Below are 19755 nucleotides of genomic sequence, written 5' to 3' on the forward strand. Positions count from 1 at the left end.
TCGCGCACGACGTGTTCATCAGGCGCCGCGCGGTGTCGAGTTCGCCCTTGAAGATCGCGCCCATCAGCGCGGTGTTGCCGTTGCGGTCGCCCACGCAGGCGTTCGCGCCGTGCGACAGCAGGAAATCCATCGCCTGCGGCTGCGCATCGTAGGCCGTCAGGATCAGCGCCGTATAGCCCTGGCGCGTCGCCGCGTTGATCGGGTACCCCGCCTGGAGCAGCGCGTCGAGGATGTCGGTACGGCCGAGCCGGGCCGCGGCGAACCAGTCGTCGTCGTAATGATGAACGTCCGGCACCGCAGCGCCGGGTTCCGGCTTGTGGAGCACAGGCGCCGTACAGGCGCCGAGCGAAAGCAGCAGCGCGGCAAGCGCGGCCTTGAAGCGGAGGGAGTCAATGCTGCGGAACGGCATGTCATAAGGCTCCGTCGGGAAATGGGGCATGCGATGCGTGAGCCGGCGGGCGAGCGCATGGCCGATGCGCCCGCCTGCCCTGCCGGTGCCGCGCGAGGCGGCACCGGCACGCCGCTTACTTGTCGCTCAGCGACGCGGCTTGCGACTGCACGCGCGACAGATCGGCGTGGGTCGCGGCGGCCAGGCGCTTGCCGTAATCGGCATCGGCCTTGTAGAAGTACGACAGCATGGTGATCTTGTTGTCGTCGTTGGTGACGTGGTTCAGGTCGGCCGACAGCGCCGTCACCAGATCCGCCTTGCCCTGCGACGACAGCGAACGGTAGTACTCGCCGGCCTGGCCGAAGTTCATCGTCTTGTGGATCGCGGCCTGCTGGGTGGTGCCGTGCAGCGGCGTCTGCACGTACTTGTATTGCGGGTCCTGCGGGATCTCCCCGAGCGTGGACGGCTCGTAATTGACCTCGCCCTTGCGGTCGCCCGCATTCATCAAGCCATCCTGATTATTGTTGACGACCGGCACGCGCGGGCGGTTGATCGGCAGCGAGTTGAAGTTCGGCCCGATGCGGTACATCTGCGTATCGGCGTACGAGAACATCCGCCCTTGCAGCATGCGGTCTTCCGACGGCTCGATGCCCGGCACCATGCGCGACGGCGCGAACGCCGATTCCTCGGTCGTCTCGAAGTAGTTGTCCGGCACGCGGTTCAGCACCATCGTGCCGATCTTGCGCTCCGGCACGTTGCTCCACACCTTGGTGTCGTCGAGCGCGTTGAAATCGAACTTGTCGAGATCGTCCGGGTTCAGCACCTGGATATACAGGTCCCACTTCGGATCGTCGCCGCGCTTGAGCGCGCCGTACAGATCGTTCGACATCAGGTTCCAGTCGCGGCCGATCGAGGCCGGGATGTCCTTCGGACGAATCCCTTCCATGCCCTGCTCGCTCTTCCAGTGGAACTTCACGTAATGCACCTGGCCCTGCGCGTTGACGAGCTTGAACGCGTGCACGCCGAAGCCGTCCATGCGCCGGTACGAATCGGGCATGCCTTCGTCGCTGTAGAGGCGCGTCAGCATGTTGGTCGCTTCGGGGGCGTGCGCGAAAAAGTCGAACGCGAGGTTCGCATCCTGCACGCCGGTCACCGCGCTCGGCTTGTTGGCGTGAACGAAATCGGGGAACTTGATCGCATCGCGGATAAAGAAGATCGGCAGGTTGATGCCGACCAGATCCCAGTTGCCCTCGCTCGTATAGAACTTGGTGGCGAAGCCGCGCGGGTCGCGCGCTTGTTCGGGCGAGCCGCGATAGCCCATCACCGTCGAGAAGCGCACGAACACCGGCGTGTGCTCGCCGGGCACGAACACCTTGGCGCGCGACAGATCGGAGATATCCGCATCGGCCACGAACTCGCCGAACGCGCCGGTGCCGCGCGCATGCACGACGCGCTCGGGAATCCGCTCGCGGTCGAAGCGCTGCAGCTTTTCGATCAGATGGGAGTCCTGCAGGAGGACCGGGCCGGCGGGGCCGGCCGTTTGCGAATTCTGGTTGTCGCCGACGGGCGAACCGTTATCGCGCGTCAGGTTCGCGGCAAACGCCGACGACGACATCAGCAGGCCGACAGCCACCGGAATCGCCCAACGCGACTGATTGTTTTGCTTCTTCATTTCGTCTCCGTGAGGAAGTGATACCACTGGGGATGTGGCAAATCGGGACGAAATGGATGCTATTTATTCGAAGCAAAACGCTCCAATTGGAATTCGCAATAGCGGAAATAGCGATGCTCAATCAGATGCCCGGATCGGCTGGCCACGGTCTTTCATGACCGCCTTCAAACCCTTTCCCGAAAAGGCTCGCAGCCTTCCTCAAGCAACCCTCAATTGATCAGCAATCCGATATTTCTCCGCAACTCAAAGCACGATTTTAAAAATCGTGATAGCCATTTTCGGATAATTAATTACTGCAATGCATCAATGGCAATTGCCGATTTTTACCGGGTGCAATCGCACATCGGAAATAATTCACTCGTATTTCTGTCAGGCGTGCACGCTGTCCGTCATCCGCGTCTCGTCGGCGCGTGCGCGCGTGGCAGCGCCATGCTCCGGCTCCGCGTCGACCGCGCCATCGCCCGAAAAATAGTAGCCCGCGCGGCGCACGGTGCGAATGAAGCGCTTGCCGTTCGGGTCGTGCAGCTTGCCGCGCAACTGCTTCACATGCACCTCGATCAGGTTGGTGCCCGGATCGAAATGATGCTGCCATACGGCCTCGAGAATCATGCGCCGCGTGACGACGCGATCCTGGTTCTGCATCAGGAATTCGAGCAGCCGGAATTCGGTGGGGCGCAGCATCACGAGCGTCGAATCGACGAACACGATGCGTCGAATCCGGTCCAGCACGATCCCCGCCGCGTGCAACTGCGCGCTGGTCGACGGGTCCGCCGGCAACGGCGCGCGCGATTGCCGCCGCAGCAGCGCCAGCGTACGGGCGCCCAGCTCATCGAAATCGATCGGCCAGGGCTGATAGTCGTCGGCACCGGCCTTCAGCATCCGCACGCAGCGCTCGATGCTGCCGGTCGCGTCGGTCGCGAGGATCGGCACGCTCACGCCGGTTGCGCGCATCGCGCCGACGATGGTCGGCCCGTCGACGTCGGCGATGTCGTGCGCGACGATCACCAGCGCATAGCCGCCGCCCGTCACGCGATGCAGCGCGTCGCGCGCCGTGACCGCCTGTTGCGGCCACAACCCTTCCTGTCCGAGTACCGCCGCGATCTGCCGGTACTGCGCATCGTCGGGTTCGATCACGAGGATATGGCTCATCGGCGGCCTCCCATCGGTTGCACGGGTTCGGTCCTGCGGTTCGACACGCGCGGGCGGGATGCGCCCGCGCGACGCTTCGACACCGGCCTCATGGCTCAGCTGCCGAAGTACGTGTTGCAGAAGCTGGCCGGGCCGACGCAATCCGCGTTGCTCATCGAGGCCGAGGTTTGCGTCTTCGGCATCGCGGCGTGTTGCGGTTGCTGTGCTTGCTGCGCGTGTTGCACCTGCTCGGCGGCCACCTTCGCTTCGGCGGCTTGCAGCTTGGTCGGGTAGTCGGTGTCTTCGCCGGCCGACGCGTTGTAGCCGGCTTGCTCCAGTTGCACGAGTTCGGCGACGACCTGGGCGCGCGTCAGCGGCGCCTGCGTCTGTGCGAACGACAGCGACGGGATCGTGATGGCGCAGAGTGCGATGGCGAGAGTGGTCAGCTTGTTCATGGTCAGTGCTCCAGATAAAGGTTGGGGATGCGTCGATCGGTGCGTTTCGTATCGCCCGAATAACATTCGGCGTCCTGATCAATTTGAGGATTTCCCTCGGTTCGTCAGGCCTGTCTGCTTCGCAAATCAAGGCCTGTCAGATGTGCTAACACCGCCTCGATGCGAATATTCCGGCTCGATGAAAAAAACTTTGATCGCCGGTGTTTCCGAGCGTCGCGAGCGCGTCGCTCAACGAATAGATCGTGCGGTGCGGGAGTTGGGTTACATGCGTCGCACGAAAAAGTTCGTGGACGTCAACGCAGGAAAGAAGAAGCAGACGCGGCCGGCGGCCGGCGCGGGAAGATGGCGAAACGGGTTCAGGCGGCCCGCTTGCGGCGGCGTTTGGCGGCAGGAAGAAGCGAAGGCAATGGTGCCTCGGCGGGCGCCACGAGCGCCATCAACGCCTGCGCGGCCGGCGACAGCGAGCGCCCCTTCAACCACACCATATGCAGCGCCCGCTCGATGCGCGGCGCATCGACCTCGACGAGCCGCAGGTCGCCGCGCGCGATCTCGTCGCGCACGCTGAGCACCGACAGATAGGCCAGCGCCGGCTGCGCGATCAGCATGCGCTTGATCGCCTCGGTGTCGCCCACCGACATGCGCGGCACGATCGGCAGCCCGAGTTTCGCGTAGGCCTCCTCGACGATCGCACGCGTGCCCGAGCCCGGTTCGCGCAGAATCACGGCGCGATCGGCCAGCACGGCCGGATCGAGCCGCTGGCCCGCCAGCGGGTGATTCGCGGCGGCCACCACGGCGATCTCGTCGGCACCGATCGGCCGGGCGTCGAATACCGCGGCATCGAACGGCCCCTCGACGAAGCCGAGCGTGAAGCGCATCTCGCGCAGCCCCGCCTCCACTTGTTCGGTATTGGCGACGGCCAGCTCGATGGCGACGCGCGGGTATTGCGCATGAAAGCGCGACAGCAGATCGGGCGCCCAATAAACGCCGAGCGTATTGCTCGCGCCGATCTTCAATTGCCCGGCGCCCAGCCCCGCCATCTCGTGCAGTTCGGCCTGCGCCGCATCGGCCAGCGCGAAGATCTGCGCGGCGTGATCGAACAGCACGCGCCCCGCCTCGGTCAACGCCACGCCGCGCGGCAGCCGATCGAACAGCACCAGGCCGAGCCGCGCCTCCAGCTCGCGAATCTCGCGCGTGACGGCCGGCTGGCTGACATGCAGCCGCTCGGCGCCCGCGCTGACGCTGCCGGCGCGGGCCACTTCGTAAAACGCCAGCAAATGCGTGAAATTCATCGGGTCGGGTGTCGGAACGCGGTGACAGGGGTGGACGGCCGGCAGGTCGCGCCGTTCGTTGCCCTCGCAGGCAAACACCGTGGCGCGCCGTTTATTCCCGGTTCGAGGAAAAAAGCGTGCCGAAAAGCATACCAAAAAAGCATCGCATCGATCGTTAATATGTATTTTTTATATCCATGCCGCGTCACTAGACTCGTTTCATCTTCTCCAGACCTCCGCGGAGCCCACGATGACACACCGTCTTGCCTCACCCACCCCGCTGGCCGCCCCCCGGCCGGCATGGCTCGAAAACATCCGCCAATTCACGCCGAACTGGTTCGCCGTGACGATGGGCACGGGCGTCGTCTTCCTCGTGCTGAACGCGCTGCCGGGCGCGTCGCCGCTCAAGCCGCTGCTGGCCGGCTGGCTCTGGCGCATCGATATCGCGCTCTACGCGCTGTTCGCCGCGATGTTCGTCGGCCGGCTCGTGCTGTTCGGCGAAACGGTGCGGCCGATGCTCCGTCACCCGATACAGTCGCTGTTCCTCGGCACCCTGCCGATGGGGCTCGCACCGATCGTCAACGGCATCGTGCTGTTCGGCGGCGCCCATGACGGCAATGCCGCCACCTCGGTCGCGTTCGGCTTGTGGGGGTTTGACGCGGTGTTGTCGGTGGCGGTGGCCGTGGGCGTGCCGTATCTGGTGTTCACGGTGCAGGAGCACAGCCTCGAACGCCTGACCGCCGCGTTGCTGCTGCCGATCGTCGCGCCCGAGGTGGCCGCATCGAGCGCGGCGGTGCTGGCCCCGCATCTGAACGTCGAGACGGCGCGCTGGGTGGTGGGGGCGGGCTACGTGTTGTGGGCGATCTCGGTGCCGCTCGCGTTCTCGATCCTGACGATCGTGCTGTTCCGCCTGGTGATCCACAAGCTGCCGCATCGCGAACTTGGCGTGACGAGCTTCCTCACGCTCGGCCCGATCGGCACCGGCGCGCTCGGGCTGCTCACGCTCGGCAACGCCGCCGCGCAAGCCTTCGCGGGCACCGCGCTGCAATCGGTGGCCGCCGTCGCTCGCGACGTGGGGGTGCTCGGTGCGCTGTTGCTCTGGGGCGCCGGCCTCTGGTGGCTGGCCTGCGCACTGCTGTTCATGTGGCGCTATCGCCGCGAGGGGCTGCCGTTCAATCTGGGCTGGTGGGGATTCACGTTTCCGATCGGGGTGTACACGCTGGCGACGTTCAACCTCGCGCACGTGACCGGCTTCGACGGTTTCACGCAGCTCGGCACCGGTTTCGCCTGCCTGCTCGGCATGCTGTGGATCGTCGTGCTCGCCCGCACGCTGCGGGGGTTGGTGGCAGGGCGCATGTTCCGCGCGCCATGCCTGGCAAGCTCGCAGGCCTGAGGCGAATCGAATGAATCCGGGGAGGATGCGGATCGGCGCCCGGAACATCGGGGCCGATCCGCTCGCGCCTGGGCGCGGATGCGGCTCAGTCGCCGTCCGTGCAGACGGTTTCGGCGGCGATGCTGTCGCGCAGCGCGGCCGTGTGCTCCATGAACGCCGCGTACATCAGCAGCGAGCAATCGCTGTCGCGCAACGCCTGGCCCATCTGCTCGGTTTCGGCTTCGAGGCAGCGCAGCAGCCCTTCGCGATCGCGGCACTGCTCCATCATGGCCTTCAACAGCGCCTCCTGAGCGTGGACCCGGCCGAACAGCACGTCGATCCGCATCTCGTCCTTGGTCATGCGCCCCGCCGCCGCGCCGTTCATGTCTCCCGCCACGCCCGTTTTCACCGCCCGCATCTGCTGCGCGTTCATCTGCCCTCGCTCCTTTCTTCCCGGCCGGCTTCGCTGACGAAGCCGCCTTGTGCCCGAATTCCTGCTGCGGTTGCCGCTCGCCGCCTCAAACGACGAGCCATGCACTCGGCGCCGGACCGCGTTTCTCGACGGTCACGGCACGGCTGCGGTGTGGTTCGTGAAATAAGGGTTTCATGGCCTCTCGCTATCGAAGTGCAACGGCGGCTGCTTCCGGTGAAGCAAGCCGATCTTTGCGTGTTGACGGGGTGTACCCCGCGCATCGAATGCATGGCTTATTTTCAATATCGCGGAATCAATCCAGCCAAGCCGCCGGCTTTAACTCGTCCACGGCATCAACGCCATTTTGTTATTGGAAACGATTACTTGGTATCGCCGCCGCACCGGCTTAAAGATGAACCCGCGCCGCATCGATTATCGATACCGCGCGGTCAGCCAGGAGATGCGGAACGGCCCATGGCACATGGGCCGGCGCCATTCTCCATCAAATCTTGAAAATATGCACGCATCGAAAATAAGATATTTTTCGCCACGCCCTGGATCTCGTGAATCGATGATATTCGGTCGATTTTTATTGTCCTGTGCGCTAACGCTCAAAACTCACGCATTCGATTTACGGATCGAGCAGGCCGAGTGCGGTAGCGCGCTTTACCGTCAGTGAAATGTGATTGACGGAAAATTTTTCATTGAGTCGCTTGTAATACCCGTAGACGGTCGGCACCGCCACGCATAACTCCGCGGCGATCTGGTTCGCGGTCTGGCCGCCGCGCAGCAGCTTCAGGATGCGCGTCTCGCGCGCCGTCAGCGCCAGCGAGCGCGCCGCATTGCGGCGCATCTGCCGCGCCAGCCAGTCGAGCAGTTCGCTGGCGAGCAACCGATAGAAGATGCGCTTCGCATGCAACGCCGCCTCGCCCTCGCGCGGGCTCGCGTCGATCCCCACGTAGAGCACGCCGCTCAAGCCCTGCGTCGGCAGATGCGCCGGCGCGATCAGCTTGGCGCGAAAGCCGTGCGCCGCATCGTGTTCGCGCAGCGCGTGCTGGCCTTCCGTCAGTGCCGCGATGCCGGTGGCCACGATCGGCGTGGAGGTGCGGCGCGCATAGGCCACGCCGGGGTCCGCATCGAACCAGCGCCGCGCCCGGTAGGTGCCGAGCCAGCCCGGCTCGGCGTCGGTCAACGCCAGCTCGTCGGCGGGCCGCAGCGGCGCACCCTCGGCCGGCATCAGCAGGAATGCAAAACGTTCGCCACCGAGCTGCCGCACGAGCCGCGACGCGATCGCGCGTACGGCCTCGAAATGCGGCGCGCGCTCGAATTCATCGAACAGCGCCCAATCATCGGACTCGAAACTCGTCAGCGCCATGACCGACGCGCTCGACGGCGATCGCGCGCCAACGCTCTGCGCGGCGTTGCCACGCGGCTCGTCGTACGGTACGCCTTCCCTGTTTGCCAACACCTTGCTCCTTGTGCTTCCCGCGCCGCCTGTCACGGCACAAAACTGTGATCGCAGATTGCCCGCCCCAGCGCTGCAAAAACGCTGTGCCCCATCGCACTCGACGAGGCACCGCTGCGTGACCACCTACAACTTCATCGAAACAGCAGGGTGGCCGACGCAACCGCCTGCGCCGGCCCCTTCGTTGCCGCGGAACTCAGGTCGGCTGACCCGCGCCGCCGTCCACCGGGTCGGCCGCCGCATCGCGCTCGCCCCTCGACAGCCGCATCGACACCGTCATCGCCACCGTGCTCGCATAGACGTTCAGTGCGGTACGGCCCATGTCGAAGAACGCATCGACGCCGAGAATCAGCAACACGGCTTCGGCCGGCAAGCCGACCGCCGCCAGCACGATCGTGATCGCCACGATAGCGCCCGACGGCACGTTGGCCGCGCCGTCGATCGTGAGGATGGTCAGCACGAGGATGGTCAGCGCGAGCGGCCAGCTCCAGACGATGTGGTACGCATCGGCGAGATAGCCGACTGCCAGCGCCGTGTAGAGCACCGCGCCGTCGCGATTGAAAATGTAGGACAGCGGAAGGATCGTGGAAGCCACCGATTGCGGCACGCCCATTTCCGTCAGCTTCTTCAAGTGCACCGGATACGTGATTTCCGACGAGCGCGTGGTGAACGCGAGGATCAACGGCTCGCTGACCTTGCGGATCACGGCGAGCGGACGCTGGCCGGTGGCGATCACGATGGCGGTCAGCAGCAGCGCGAGGATCGCCATGCCGAGGTAGGCGATGCCGAGCAGCCGCACCAGCGGCATCAGCCCCGACACGCCTCGGCTGCTCATCAGGCCGGCCACGGCCGCGAAGATCGCCAGCGGCGACAGCGCGACGATCCACTCGACCATCTTGAACAGCCCCGCCAGCAGCGACGAAAACAACGTGATGGCCGGACGCCCGGCCTCGCCCGCCGCGCCGAGCGCAGTGCCGAGCAGCACGGCGAACACCAGCACCGGAATCGCATTGCCGGACGCCAGCGCGGCGACCAGGTTCTGCGGAATCATGTCGGTGATGAAGCCGAGCCAGTCGATGCTCGACGCCAGATGCTGCGGCAGCGCGCCCGATTCGGTCAGCGGCGCGCCCAGGCCGGGCCGGAAAATCCAGTTCAGGCCCAGGCCAAGCGCGCTCGACAGCGCCGTCATGACGATGAAGAACACGATCGTGATGGCGGCCGTGCGGCCGAGGTGGCGGCGTTGCTCGACGGCGCGATAGCTGCCGACCGTCACCGACAGCAGGATCAGCGGCATCACCACCATCTTGATCGCGTGGCCGAACATGACGGACAGAAAACCGACATCGGCCGCAAAGCGCGGAGCGGCCACACCGGCGATCGCGCCCAGAATCAGCGCCACGATCATCCACATCGGCAGGGAAGACTTGTTATTCCTTTGATTCATGTGCGGCCCGTATCAGTTGAATTCGTGCGGGGGTGCCATCGACGATGTGATTCCACATATGCATGCGCGCCGCTTCGGGTTGCCCGTCGCGGATCGCGGCATAGATCGCCAAGTGCTCCATGGTGCCGCGCCGAACCGTTGCGTGGTCCTGACGCGGCAATTCGTTCAAGGCCAGCGTTTGCGCCTTGAGCAACTTATAAAGATCGTGAAGCCGCTCGTTTTGCGCGGCCACAAACATTTCCTTGTGAAATACCCAGCCGATCCGCTGTTCGGCCATGATGTCGGCCTCACCACTTTCGAGCAGCCGCGTGATGCGTTCCGCCGATTCGACGAGCGCGGATGTCGGCCCCTTGCAGGCGGCCAGATACGCCGCCGCGCTTTCGAGCGCAAGGCGCACTTCGTAGATTTGCTGAAGATCGTCGTGTGTGGGATCGGTAACGAATGTCCCTCGCTTGTCGAATACGGTCACGAGGTTTTCGGTAGCGAGACGCTGCAAGGCGCTACGTACCGGCATCTGCCCAATGCCGAGTTTGTTCGCCAAACCGCGATGAGAAATTTTTTGCCCTGGTTCCAGCCTGCCGTCAAGAATTCGTGTTCGAATTTCGTCGTACGCATTGTCAGCGTCGGAATGTATTTTTTCTTCCATCCTGAGATCGCAGTATTGTCTTTAGGTTGTCGCAATCGGCCCGCGACGAGGATACGCCGTCGCAATTCGCCGATCAACCGTCAGATTTGACGGGTTTTCATATCAGAATGAAGGTTTTTCCCGGTACGATTTCGGATGATGACTCACGCTTCACTTTTTGAAATTCTCAGCGTTTCGGCTGACGAAGTAGTTCCTTTGCGCGCCCGATTGCTGCTCGACGGTGACGAAATGGCGTCGCGTCTGGCCGGCGATCTCGATGTCGAGACCTTGCATCTCGGCGTGCAACGCGCCGGGCAGATCGTCGGCGTTGCGTCGGTATGTCGCGAAGACAGCGACGCGCAAGCGCCGAACGGTTGGCGCTTGCGCGGCATGGCGATCGACGAATCGCTGCGCGGCCTCGGTTTCGGCCGGCTGCTGGTCAACCTCGGTGCACGCCATGCGCGCGAGCGCGGCGGCCGGATCTTGTGGTGCACGGCGCGCGATTCGGCGAAAGGCTTCTACGAACGGCTCGGCTTCGTGTGCGGCTCCGAGCCGTTGCGGCTGGCCGCCAAGCCCGATCTGCTGTTCTTCCGAATGTCGATGGCGATCTGAGATGGCCATCCGATCGATTCCTGACAACGGCGGGCATCGGCCATGACGAGCGTCGGGCCGTTCTCGGTGCAGGTGGCAGCGATCGCGGCGGCCGCCCTGCTGGCCGGGCTGGTGGCGTTCGGCCTGCAACGGCGCGAGCGCGTGCATGGCGGCAAGCGCGCCGCGGCGCTGCTGCTCGATGGTTTGCTGATCGCGCTGGTGGCGGCGCGCCTCGCCTATGTCGCGCGCTGGTGGCCGCAGTACGCGGCCGCACCGCGCGCGATCGCGGCGATCGGCGATGGCGGCTTTCTCGGCTGGGCCGGCGTGCTCGCCGCGCTCGCGTTTCTCGGCTGGCGCCTGCGCGGCCTGCCCGCGCTGCGCCGTCCGGTGCTCGGGGGCCTCGCGGCCGGCATCGTGGCGTGGGGCCTCGCGCAAGGCCTGGTCGTCACGCTGCAACGCGATGCGCCGCAACCGGCCTCGCTGCATCTGAGCACGCTCGAAGGCGCGCCCGTCACGCCGGCACTGACGGCCGGCAAACCGGTAGTGGTCAATCTCTGGGCAAGCTGATGCCCGCCGTGCCGGCGCGAGATGCCGGTGCTGGCACGCGCGCAGGGCGAACATGCCAACGTCGCGATCCTGATGATCAATCAAGGGGAAGACGCGCGCACGGTGCGCGCGTTTCTCGACAGCCAGGGCCTGCACTTCGGCAACGTGCTGCTCGACCCAGCCAGCAGCGCGATGCGCGCCTACGGCTCGCGCGGCCTGCCGACCACGCTGTTCTTCGATGCAAACGGCCGGCTGGTGGAATCGCATGTCGGCGAAATCACCGCGGCCCGCCTCGAAGATGTGATCGGCGCGCGCTTCGGGCATTGAGTCCGACCGAAGCCCCAAGCGGGCGTCTCACGATTTACACCGCGCCGCGCAACCGCTCCACGGCCGAGGCGCGCACCGCCACCATCAGGATGATCGCGCCGGCCAGCGCCGATGCGCCGGCCAGCACGAACGCGCTCGAATAACCGCCGCCGTATTGCACGAGCCAGCCGGTCAGGCTCGGCGACAGAATGCCGGCCAGGTTCGCGAGCAGGTGCACGAAGCCGCCGGCCGCGCCCACCCGCTGGCGCGGCACGATTTCCTGCAGCAGCGACCAGCACGCCTGCGGCGCCATGAACGCGAACAGGCTGGCGATCGCGATCAGCGTCACGGCCGCCACCAGCGAGGTGACCTGCGAGGCCAGCAGCACGCAGGCCGCCGCCACCCCGAGCCCCACCACGATCACGATCTTGCGCGCGAACAGCACGTCGCCGGTACGCTGGTAGATCCGGTCCGACACCGTGCCGCCCATCGCGAAGCCCACTGTTGCGCCGAGCCACGGCAGGATGCCGACCACGCTCATCTGCTTGATGTTCAGGTGTTGATAGTCGGTCAGATAGCTCGGCAACCACGACAGAAAGAAATACAGCACGTAGTTGAAGCTGAAGAACGCGAGCGCCGTGCCGAGCACCGGGCGCGACAGCAGATAGCGGAACAGGCCGCGTTCGTGGCCGGCTTGCTGGCCGGCCTCGGGGATCGCTTCCACGGCGCGGTCGGCGATGATTTCTCGCGCCTCCTCGGCCGTCACGCGCGGGTGGGTGGCCGGATCGTCGCGGAACAGCGTCCACCAGGCGGCGAGCCACAGGAAGCCCAGCAGCGCGATCACCACGAACGAGATGCGCCAGCCGAACTGGAGCGCCACCAGCCCGACGATCGGCGCCGCGATGGCCGCGCCGAGCGGCTGCCCGGCGTTGGTCCAGCCCACCGCGCGCCCGGCCTCGCTGCGCGGAAACCAGTTCGAGATCGACTTGTTGGTGGTGGTGCCCATCGGCCCCTCGCCCATGCCGAACGCCACGCGCACGATCATCAGGTGAGCGAACGAACCGGCCAGCGCCGTGGCGCCGCAGAACAGCGACCAGATGCCGGCTGCCACCGCGAACACGCGACGCGGGCCGTAACGGTCCGCCGCCCAGCCGCCCACGAAGCAGAACAGGCAGTAGCCGACGAAGAAGCTGCTGAACAGCACGCCCATCTGCGCATCGTTGATGCCGAGATCGCGCTTGATGATCGGTGCGACCACCGACAGTGCGGCGCGGTCCAGATAGTTGAGCATCCCGGCGCCGAACAGCAGTGCGCCCACCCACCAGCGGTAGCGAAATTTCATCGTGTCTCCTTGATCGTTATAAGAGGGGGCCGGCGCGTCAATCGAGCGTGGCGCGGGCCATCAGGTTGCGGGTCAACAGGGCTTCGTCGGGCTGGAAGCCGAGGCCCGGCGTGTCGGGCAGCGCGAGCCGCGCGCCGGGGCGCTGCGCGGCGTGCAGGCGCTCGGGCCAGTCGAGATACGGAATTTCGAGCGCGACGTCGTCGGGCAGCGTGGCCACCACGTGCGCGGTGGCGAGCAGGCCCGCGCCGTAGTAGAAGCAATGCGGCACGACGCGCACGCCGTAGCTGCCGGCCAGCGCGATCACCGCGCGCATGCCGGTCGGACCGCCGATCTTCGCGATGCTCGGCTGCGCGACATCGAGCGCGCCGCGCTCGAACAGCTCGCGAAAACCGGCCACGCCCGAGGCGTTCTCGCCGGCCGCCACCGGCACGCCGAGCGCGCGAACCCGCGCGATGCCGGCAACGTCGTCGCACGGCCACACCGGTTCCTCGATCCAGCCCAGCCCGACCTCCCGCAATGCATCCACGCGCTGCGCCGCTTCGGTCGCGCTCCACGGGCAGTTCACGTCCACCATCAATTGGCCGGCCGCCGGCAACGCGCGGCGCGCGGCCACGATCGCGTCCTGTTCGGTTTCGTGCAGCTTGATCGCGCGGAAGCCTTCGTCCCAGGCGCGGCGCACATGGCGCGCCACTTCATCCGGTTCGTTCTCGTAGCTGACCAGGCTGGCGTACACGTCGATCGTGTCGCGATGGCCGCCGAGCCAGCGGTACAGCGGCAAGCCGGCCGCTTGCGCGGCGAGATCGTGCAGCGCGGTGTCGATCGCCGACAGCGCGTACAGCACCGGGCCGGTGCGGCCGAACGCATGCAGCGCGTGATCGGCGCGCTCGCGCAGCGCCGCGATGCCGTCGAGCGTCGGCTCGAATTCCGCGCCGCGGAACCAGCGCCCCACCGGCCCTTCGAGCGCGGCGAACGTGACCGGATTGATCAGGTGACCGAACGCTTCGCCCCAGCCGATGCGGCCGGCGTCGTCGGTCAGTTTGACGAGCAGCGTCTCCATCCGGCGCAGCGAGCGATCGGCGGCGTTGTAGGTATCGGAAGCGGCTTCGGTATCGGAGGCGGGACGGCGTCCCGCATCGAATGCGAGCGACAGGCGGAGGACTTCGACGGCGGCGATTTTCACGGGCAAGTCTCGAAACCGCCGGACCGATGCTGTCTCCACCCTGCCCGCCGGGCGGCGGGTCAGGGAGCGCGGGCGATCGACGCCCGGCCAGGCGGGATCGGTTCCGGCTCAGGTTAATTGTCCGTCATCGTACGTCATGGGTTCGTTTAGTGCAATCGTCAGCCCGTTTATTGCCTGAAACGTGCATGTAAGCTGACGATCGATGCATCCAACTTATACGATGTCGTATTTCATATCTGAACGCCCTCGCCACGGTCTACTTCAATAGCGCGGCTTCCGGTTCGTCCAGTCCGGCTTGTACTTGAGCATCTGGCCGACGTCGTCGCGCTGGCGAATGCCGCAGGTCCGGTACAGCTCGTGCAGCTTCATCAGTTGCTCGCGGTCGATTTCGAGGCCCAGGCCCGGTTCGTCGGTCAGCGCCACGCAGCCGCCGACGATCGGCAGCTTGCCGCCCTTCACCACTTCCTCGTCCGGCTCCTGCCACGGGTAATGCGTATCGCAGGCGTACGACAGGTTCTCGACCGAGGCGGCCACGTGCGTCATCGCCATCAGGCTGATGCCGAGGTGCGAATTCGAATGCATCGACACGCCCACGCCGAACGTGTCGCACATGCGCGCCAGTTGCTGCGTGTCGCGCAGCCCGCCCCAGTAGTGATGGTCGGCCAGCACGATCTGCACGCTGTTCAGCGCGACGCTGCGGCGGAACTCGTCGAAATCGGTCACCACCATGTTGGTCGCGAGCGGCATGCCGGTGCGGCGATGCAGTTCGGCCATGCCTTCGAGGCCCGGCGTCGGATCTTCGTAGTACTGCAGATCGTCACCGAGCAGTTCGGCCATGCGCAGCGCCGTGTCGAGCGACCAGTTGCCGTTCGGATCGATGCGCAGCGGCGCGTTCGGGAACGCGCGCCTGAGCGCCTTGACGCAGGCCACTTCGTGCTCGGGGTCGAGCGCGCCGGCCTTCAGCTTGATGCTCTCGAAGCCGTAGCCGTCGATCATGCGGCGCGCCTGCTCGACGATCTGCGCCTCGCTGAGCGCCTCGCCCCAGCCGTCGGCCGGATACGGGCTGTCGATATGTTCGGCGTACTTGAAGAACAGGTAGGCGCTGAACGGCACGGCCTTGCGCACCGCGCCGCCGAGCAGGTCCACCAGCGGCGCGTTCAGGTAACGCGCCTGCGCGTCGAGGCAGGCCACCTCGAACGCCGAATAGGCGTTGCTGACCGCCTTGCTCGCGTGCGAGCCGGGCGCCAGTTCGGCGCCGGCCGAACTGGCCGGCGACAGGCGCGACACCACCCCGCGCACGATCTCGCGCAGCCGGTTCAGCTTGAACGGATCGAGGCCGAGCAGCGCGCCCTTCACCGCGTCGAGCACCGCCAGCGCCGGCGCATCGCCATAGCTTTCGCCCAGGCCGATATGGCCGGTGTCGGTTTCGATCTCGATGATCGAGCGCAGCGCATAGGCCTCGTGAATCCCGGCCGCGTTCAGCAGCGGCGCATCCTTGAAGGCGATCGGGGTGACGGTGACTCGGGTGATTTTCATGGGGATTCCTGACAATAAAGTGAGCGAGGCCTGGCTTCGGTCGATCGTTCAGTCGGCGCGGCGCGCCCGTGCGCGCTGGCGCCCGGTGCGCGTCATCCAGACCGCGCCGACCGCCACCAGCGAGGTGATCGACAGGCCCGTGAGGCCGCCGCGGATCGAGCCGGTGTGCTGTTCGAGCAGGCCGAACACGGTCGGCGCGACAAAGCCGCCGAGGTTGCCGATCGAATTGATCAGCGCGATCACGCCGGCCGCGATCCGCGCGTCGAGGTGGCCCTGCGGGATCGGCCAGAACAGCGACGACGCCGCCTTGAAGCCCACCGCCGCGAAGCAGATCGAGACGAACGCGAACGACGCGCCGCCGAACGTCGACACGAACATGCCGAGCGCCGCGATCACCAGCGCGATCGAGGTCCACAACTGCTGATTGCGAAAGCGCGAGGCCAGCGTGGCGAAGCCGTACATGGCCGCGATCGACACGATCCACGGGATCGAATTGAACAGCCCCACCTGGAAATCGCTGTAGTGGCCCATCTTGCGGATGATGCTCGGCAGCCAGAACGTCGCGCCGTAGATCGTCAACGACACCGCGAAATAGATGAAGCAGTACAGCGCGATCTTCGGGTCGGCCAGCAGCTTGAGCGGCGACGTGTGCGCGGGCCGGTTGCGCTCGCGCTCGGCCTGCTCGGCGGCGATCGTGTCGGTCACGGCGCGCCGCTCGGCGTCGGCGAGCCAGCGCGCGTCGGCCGGACGCGAATCGAGCCAGAACCAGACCACCGCGCACAGCACGATCGAGGCCGCGCCCTCGATCACGAACATCCACTGCCAGCCGTGCAGGCCGAAGCCGTCGATGCTCAACAGCGCGCCCGACACCGGGCCGGCCAGGATCGACGCGAGCGCCGAGCCGCTCAGGAATACCGCCATCGCCTTGCCGCGCGAACCGGCCGGCAGCCACTGCGTGAAGTAATAGATGACGCCGGGGAAGAAACCCGCCTCGGCGATGCCGAGCAGGAAGCGCAACACGTAGAACGAGGTTTCGCCCTGCACGAAGGCCATCGCCGTGGCGGCGATGCCCCAGGTCAGCATGATCCGCGTGAGCCAGGCCTTCGCGCCGAAGCGCGCGAGCAGCAGGTTCGAAGGCACCTCGAAGATCGCGTAGCCGACGAAGAACAAGCCCGCGCCCAGGCCGTAGGCGGCCGCGCCGATGCCGATGTCCGCGGCCAGATGCTCGCGCACGAAGCCGATGTTGACGCGATCGATGTAGTTGACGATGAACATGATCACGAACAGCGGCAGCACGCGGCGCTCGATCTTCGCGACGGCGCGCCCGAGCGGCGAGGCCGGCGCGAGCGCGGGTTCGCCCGGTGCGGCGGGATGCTTCGCAGTTTCCACGGTGTCTCCTGATGTTGTCTGTCGGCGGCCGGCCGGTTCGAACCGCCCGACGCCGAGTTTTGCGGATTAAAACACTAAAACATTAGTGCGTCAATGAAGCGGGAGTTTGGTATCGTGGCGGCTGCCGCCGGGGTGTCGCGACGACGCCCGGCCGATGTTTTCCGCTTCCGACCATGACCCCGACGCTTTCCGACCCGCCCACCGCCGCCGCCCTGCCCGAGCTGATCGCTCCGTCCTTCGACCGTTCGCGCCATGCCGCGCCGCAGGTGTTCGAACACTTGCGCGAGCTGATCGTCGACATGCGGATCGCGCCGGGCACGGTGTTGCAGCGCGCCGAACTGGCCGCGCTGTACGGCCTGAGCCAGACGCCGATCCGCGACGCGTTGATCCGGCTCGGCGAGGAAGGCCTGGTGGACATCTTTCCGCAGCACGCCACGGTCGTCAGTTCGATCGACGTCCCGCTGGCGCGCCAGCAGTTGTTCCTGCGGCGCTCGATCGAGCTGGAGATCGTGCACCGGCTCGCCAGCGCCACGCCCGCCGCGCTGGTGGCACGGCTGGAGGACAGCATCGAGCTGCAGCGCATGCATGCGGCGCGCGAGAACTACGTGGAATTCGTGCACGCCGATCAGGCGTTTCACCGCCTGATGTACGAGGCGGCCGACGTGACGGGCTTGTGGGCGCTGGTGCGCAAGCAGAGCGGCCATCTGGACCGGTTGCGCAACCTGCATGTGCCGATTCCCGGCAAGACCGAGCGCGTGCTGATGCAGCACGCGGCGATCGTCGCGGCGATTGCCGCCGGCGACCCCGACGGCGCGCAGCAGGCGCTGCGCGCGCATCTGTCGGGTACGCTCTCGCAGGTCGACGACATTCGCGCCCGCTTCGGAGGATTCCTGAAGAACTGAGCGGGCAGCTCGCGCCGCCCCCGGGCGCGGCTTAGCTTACGTCAGCTTGAACACGCTGACCGCCTCGGCCAGTTGCTCCGCCTCCCCGCGCAGGCCCAGCGCCTCGCGCTGCGCCTCGTCCACCACCTGCGCGTTCTGCTGCGTGGCCTCGCCGATCTGCGTCACGGCGATATTGACCTGCTCGATCGCCTGCGATTGTTCGCGCGAGGCCTGACTGATCTCGCCGATGATCACGCGCACCTGCCCCACGCGCTCGACGATGCCCTGCATCGCCGCGCTCGCCTCGCCCGCGATGCGCGCGCCGCGCTCGACGGTCGCGCCCGATTCGGCCACCAGCGCCTCGATCTCGCGCACCGACGCCGCGCTGCGCTGCGCGAGCGCGCGCACCTCGCCCGCCACCACCGCGAAGCCCTTGCCCTGCTCCCCGGCGCGCGCCGCTTCCACGGCCGCGTTCAACGCCAGGATGTTGGTCTGGAAGGCGATGCTTTCGATCACGCTCGTGATGTCGGCGATCCGGTTCGCCGAGCGGCCGATCTCGTCCATCGTCGACACCACGCGGCCCACCGCCTCGCCGCCCGCGCGCGCCGCATCCGACGCGCCCGACACGAGCTGGTTGGCCTGCGCGGCGTGATCGGCGTTCTGCTGCACGTTGGACGTCAGTTCCTCCATGCTGGCCGCCGTGCGCTCCAGGTTGCCGGCCTGCGCGGCGATCCGTTCGGCGATGTCGCCGCTGCCCGAGGCGATCTGCCCGGTGCGCGACGACATCACGGCCGCGCCCTCGCGCACCTGCGCGACGATCCGCGCGAGGCCGTCGCCGATTCCGTCGATCGCGCGAATCAGCCGGCCGATCTCGTCCTCGCGCACGCGCTGGCCCTGTGCGATGCGCACGCTCAGGTCGCCCGCCGCGAGCCGCTCCGAGGCCCGCGCCGCCTCGTCGAGCGGGCGGCTCACGAGCCGCCGCACCGCCCACACGAACAGCAGGCCGAACAGCGCCACCAGCGCCAGCCCCACCAGCAGGAAGCGGTCGCGGGTGGCCGTCACGTCGGCCGTCACCTCGTCGCGCGGCGCGATGCCGGCCACCAGCCAGTGCCATTCGGGCACGGTGAGGAATACGACGTACTTGTCGCGCGCGTCCGCTTCGCCGAACAGCGCGTCGGCGGAACGGTATTCGAGTTGGCCGCGCTTCATCTCCAGCATCCGCGCGAACGGCGCGCCGGCTTCGTCGCCGTGCTTGCCCTCGGCGTTCGGGTGAACGATGAACTTGCCGCGATCGGGGCCGTCCGAGGCGTCCATCGCCAGGAAATAGCCGCTGTCGCCGATCTTCTGGCGGCGGATGCCGTCCTCGATCGCCGCGATCTCCGCGCCCACGTCCACGCCGACGAACAGCGCGCCGATCACCTGGCCGCTCGCGTCACGAATCGGCTTGTATTGCGTGATGTAACGTTTGCCGAACAGCGCGGCGAGACCCGTATACACCCGGCCGTTCGACACCGGCCCCCAGGCCGGCCCCTTTCGGTCGAGCAGCGTGCCGATCGCGCGCGTGCCGTCGGCCTTCTTCAGCGAGGTCGTGACGCGGAGAAAATCGTCGCCGCGCCGCGCGAACACCGTCGCGATCGCGCCGCTGCGCGCGAGGAAATCGTCGGGAATCGAAAAATCGAGATCGAGCACGCGCTCGCCGGTTTTCAGCGTCGGCGCGGCCGCGCCCTGGATGTCAATCGTTTGCGCGGGGTCGAT

The 19755-nt window shown here is 66.6% G+C and carries 17 protein-coding genes and 1 pseudogene; 4 read left to right on the forward strand and 14 right to left on the reverse strand.

The genetic code is table 11. The features are described from left to right. The 5 genes from ACYP33_RS20915 to ACYP33_RS20935 all read right to left on the reverse strand — a co-directional run. A partial coding sequence (locus ACYP33_RS20915) for an ankyrin repeat domain-containing protein (protein ID WP_459623758.1) occupies window positions 1-409 on the reverse strand: 409 nt, incomplete at its 3' end. Window positions 410-524: 115 nt separating this feature from the next. Then, complete coding sequence (locus ACYP33_RS20920; protein WP_414445568.1) at window positions 525-2003, reverse strand: catalase; 1479 nt, start codon at window positions 2001-2003, stop codon at window positions 525-527. 426 nt (window positions 2004-2429) lie between these two features. Continuing rightward, window positions 2430-3209: a response regulator transcription factor gene (locus ACYP33_RS20925; protein WP_459623759.1), complete on the reverse strand. Its 780-nt coding sequence runs from the start codon at window positions 3207-3209 to the stop codon at window positions 2430-2432. A 95-nt stretch (window positions 3210-3304) separates the two neighbouring features. Then, window positions 3305-3643 (reverse strand): DUF4148 domain-containing protein, encoded by a 339-nt coding sequence (locus tag ACYP33_RS20930; protein ID WP_459623760.1) that lies wholly within the window; start codon window positions 3641-3643, stop codon window positions 3305-3307. 356 nt (window positions 3644-3999) lie between these two features. Further along, entirely contained in the window at window positions 4000-4932 is a 933-nt protein-coding gene (locus ACYP33_RS20935) for a LysR family transcriptional regulator (protein ID WP_459623761.1), read from the reverse strand. A gap of 229 nt (window positions 4933-5161) precedes the next feature. Between ACYP33_RS20935 and ACYP33_RS20940 the strand changes: the two genes are divergently transcribed. Further along, window positions 5162-6304: a TDT family transporter gene (locus ACYP33_RS20940; protein ID WP_459623762.1), complete on the forward strand. Its 1143-nt coding sequence runs from the start codon at window positions 5162-5164 to the stop codon at window positions 6302-6304. Between the two features lie 85 nt (window positions 6305-6389). On the opposite strand, the gene ACYP33_RS20945 is transcribed toward ACYP33_RS20940, so the two are convergent. The 4 genes from ACYP33_RS20945 to ACYP33_RS20960 all read right to left on the reverse strand — a co-directional run bounded on the left by ACYP33_RS20945 (window position 6390) and on the right by ACYP33_RS20960 (window position 10250). After that, a complete protein-coding gene (locus tag ACYP33_RS20945) occupies window positions 6390-6716 on the reverse strand; it encodes a hypothetical protein (protein WP_414444846.1) in 327 nt (108 codons plus the stop codon). Window positions 6717-7326: 610 nt separating this feature from the next. Beyond that, on the reverse strand, window positions 7327-8160 hold the full coding sequence (locus tag ACYP33_RS20950; RefSeq protein ID WP_414449647.1) for a helix-turn-helix transcriptional regulator: 834 nt from the start codon (window positions 8158-8160) through the stop codon (window positions 7327-7329). A gap of 196 nt (window positions 8161-8356) precedes the next feature. Next, window positions 8357-9604, reverse strand: a complete 1248-nt coding sequence (locus tag ACYP33_RS20955) for a dicarboxylate/amino acid:cation symporter (RefSeq protein WP_414449648.1) — start codon at window positions 9602-9604, stop codon at window positions 8357-8359. Continuing rightward, window positions 9588-10250 carry a GntR family transcriptional regulator gene (locus ACYP33_RS20960; RefSeq protein WP_414449649.1) on the reverse strand — a complete coding sequence of 221 codons (663 nt, stop codon included), beginning with the start codon at window positions 10248-10250 and terminating at the stop codon, window positions 9588-9590. The genes ACYP33_RS20955 and ACYP33_RS20960 overlap by 17 nt, the downstream gene beginning before the upstream one ends. A gap of 195 nt (window positions 10251-10445) precedes the next feature. On the opposite strand from ACYP33_RS20960, the gene ACYP33_RS20965 reads away from it, so the two are divergent. Together ACYP33_RS20965 and ACYP33_RS20970 are read left to right on the forward strand one after the other, a co-directional pair. Beyond that, on the forward strand, window positions 10446-10841 hold the full coding sequence (locus ACYP33_RS20965) for a GNAT family N-acetyltransferase (RefSeq protein WP_459623763.1): 396 nt from the start codon (window positions 10446-10448) through the stop codon (window positions 10839-10841). 42 nt (window positions 10842-10883) lie between these two features. Continuing rightward, a pseudogene (locus ACYP33_RS20970) lies at window positions 10884-11693 on the forward strand (TlpA family protein disulfide reductase). 34 nt (window positions 11694-11727) lie between these two features. On the opposite strand, the gene ACYP33_RS20975 reads toward ACYP33_RS20970, so the two are convergent. From ACYP33_RS20975 to ACYP33_RS20990, 4 genes are all read right to left on the reverse strand, one after another. Further along, on the reverse strand, window positions 11728-13014 hold the full coding sequence (locus ACYP33_RS20975) for an MFS transporter (RefSeq protein ID WP_459623764.1): 1287 nt from the start codon (window positions 13012-13014) through the stop codon (window positions 11728-11730). A gap of 37 nt (window positions 13015-13051) precedes the next feature. After that, the gene (locus tag ACYP33_RS20980; RefSeq protein WP_414449653.1) at window positions 13052-14194 is read right to left on the reverse strand and encodes a mandelate racemase/muconate lactonizing enzyme family protein; all 1143 of its coding nucleotides are present in this window, start codon (window positions 14192-14194) and stop codon (window positions 13052-13054) included. 261 nt (window positions 14195-14455) lie between these two features. Next, window positions 14456-15730 carry a glucarate dehydratase family protein gene (locus ACYP33_RS20985; protein ID WP_459623765.1) on the reverse strand — a complete coding sequence of 425 codons (1275 nt, stop codon included), beginning with the start codon at window positions 15728-15730 and terminating at the stop codon, window positions 14456-14458. Window positions 15731-15778: 48 nt separating this feature from the next. Beyond that, entirely contained in the window at window positions 15779-17119 is a 1341-nt protein-coding gene (locus ACYP33_RS20990) for an MFS transporter (RefSeq protein WP_459623766.1), read from the reverse strand. A gap of 173 nt (window positions 17120-17292) precedes the next feature. On the opposite strand from ACYP33_RS20990, the gene ACYP33_RS20995 reads away from it, so the two are divergent. Continuing rightward, a complete protein-coding gene (locus ACYP33_RS20995) occupies window positions 17293-18021 on the forward strand; it encodes a GntR family transcriptional regulator (protein ID WP_459623767.1) in 729 nt (242 codons plus the stop codon). A gap of 36 nt (window positions 18022-18057) precedes the next feature. Here the strand turns inward: ACYP33_RS20995 and ACYP33_RS21000 are convergent. Beyond that, window positions 18058-19755 (reverse strand): methyl-accepting chemotaxis protein (locus ACYP33_RS21000; RefSeq protein ID WP_459623768.1); only part of this gene is annotated, 1698 nt, incomplete at its 5' end.

This window comes from Burkholderia sp. 3C (assembly GCF_054589155.1).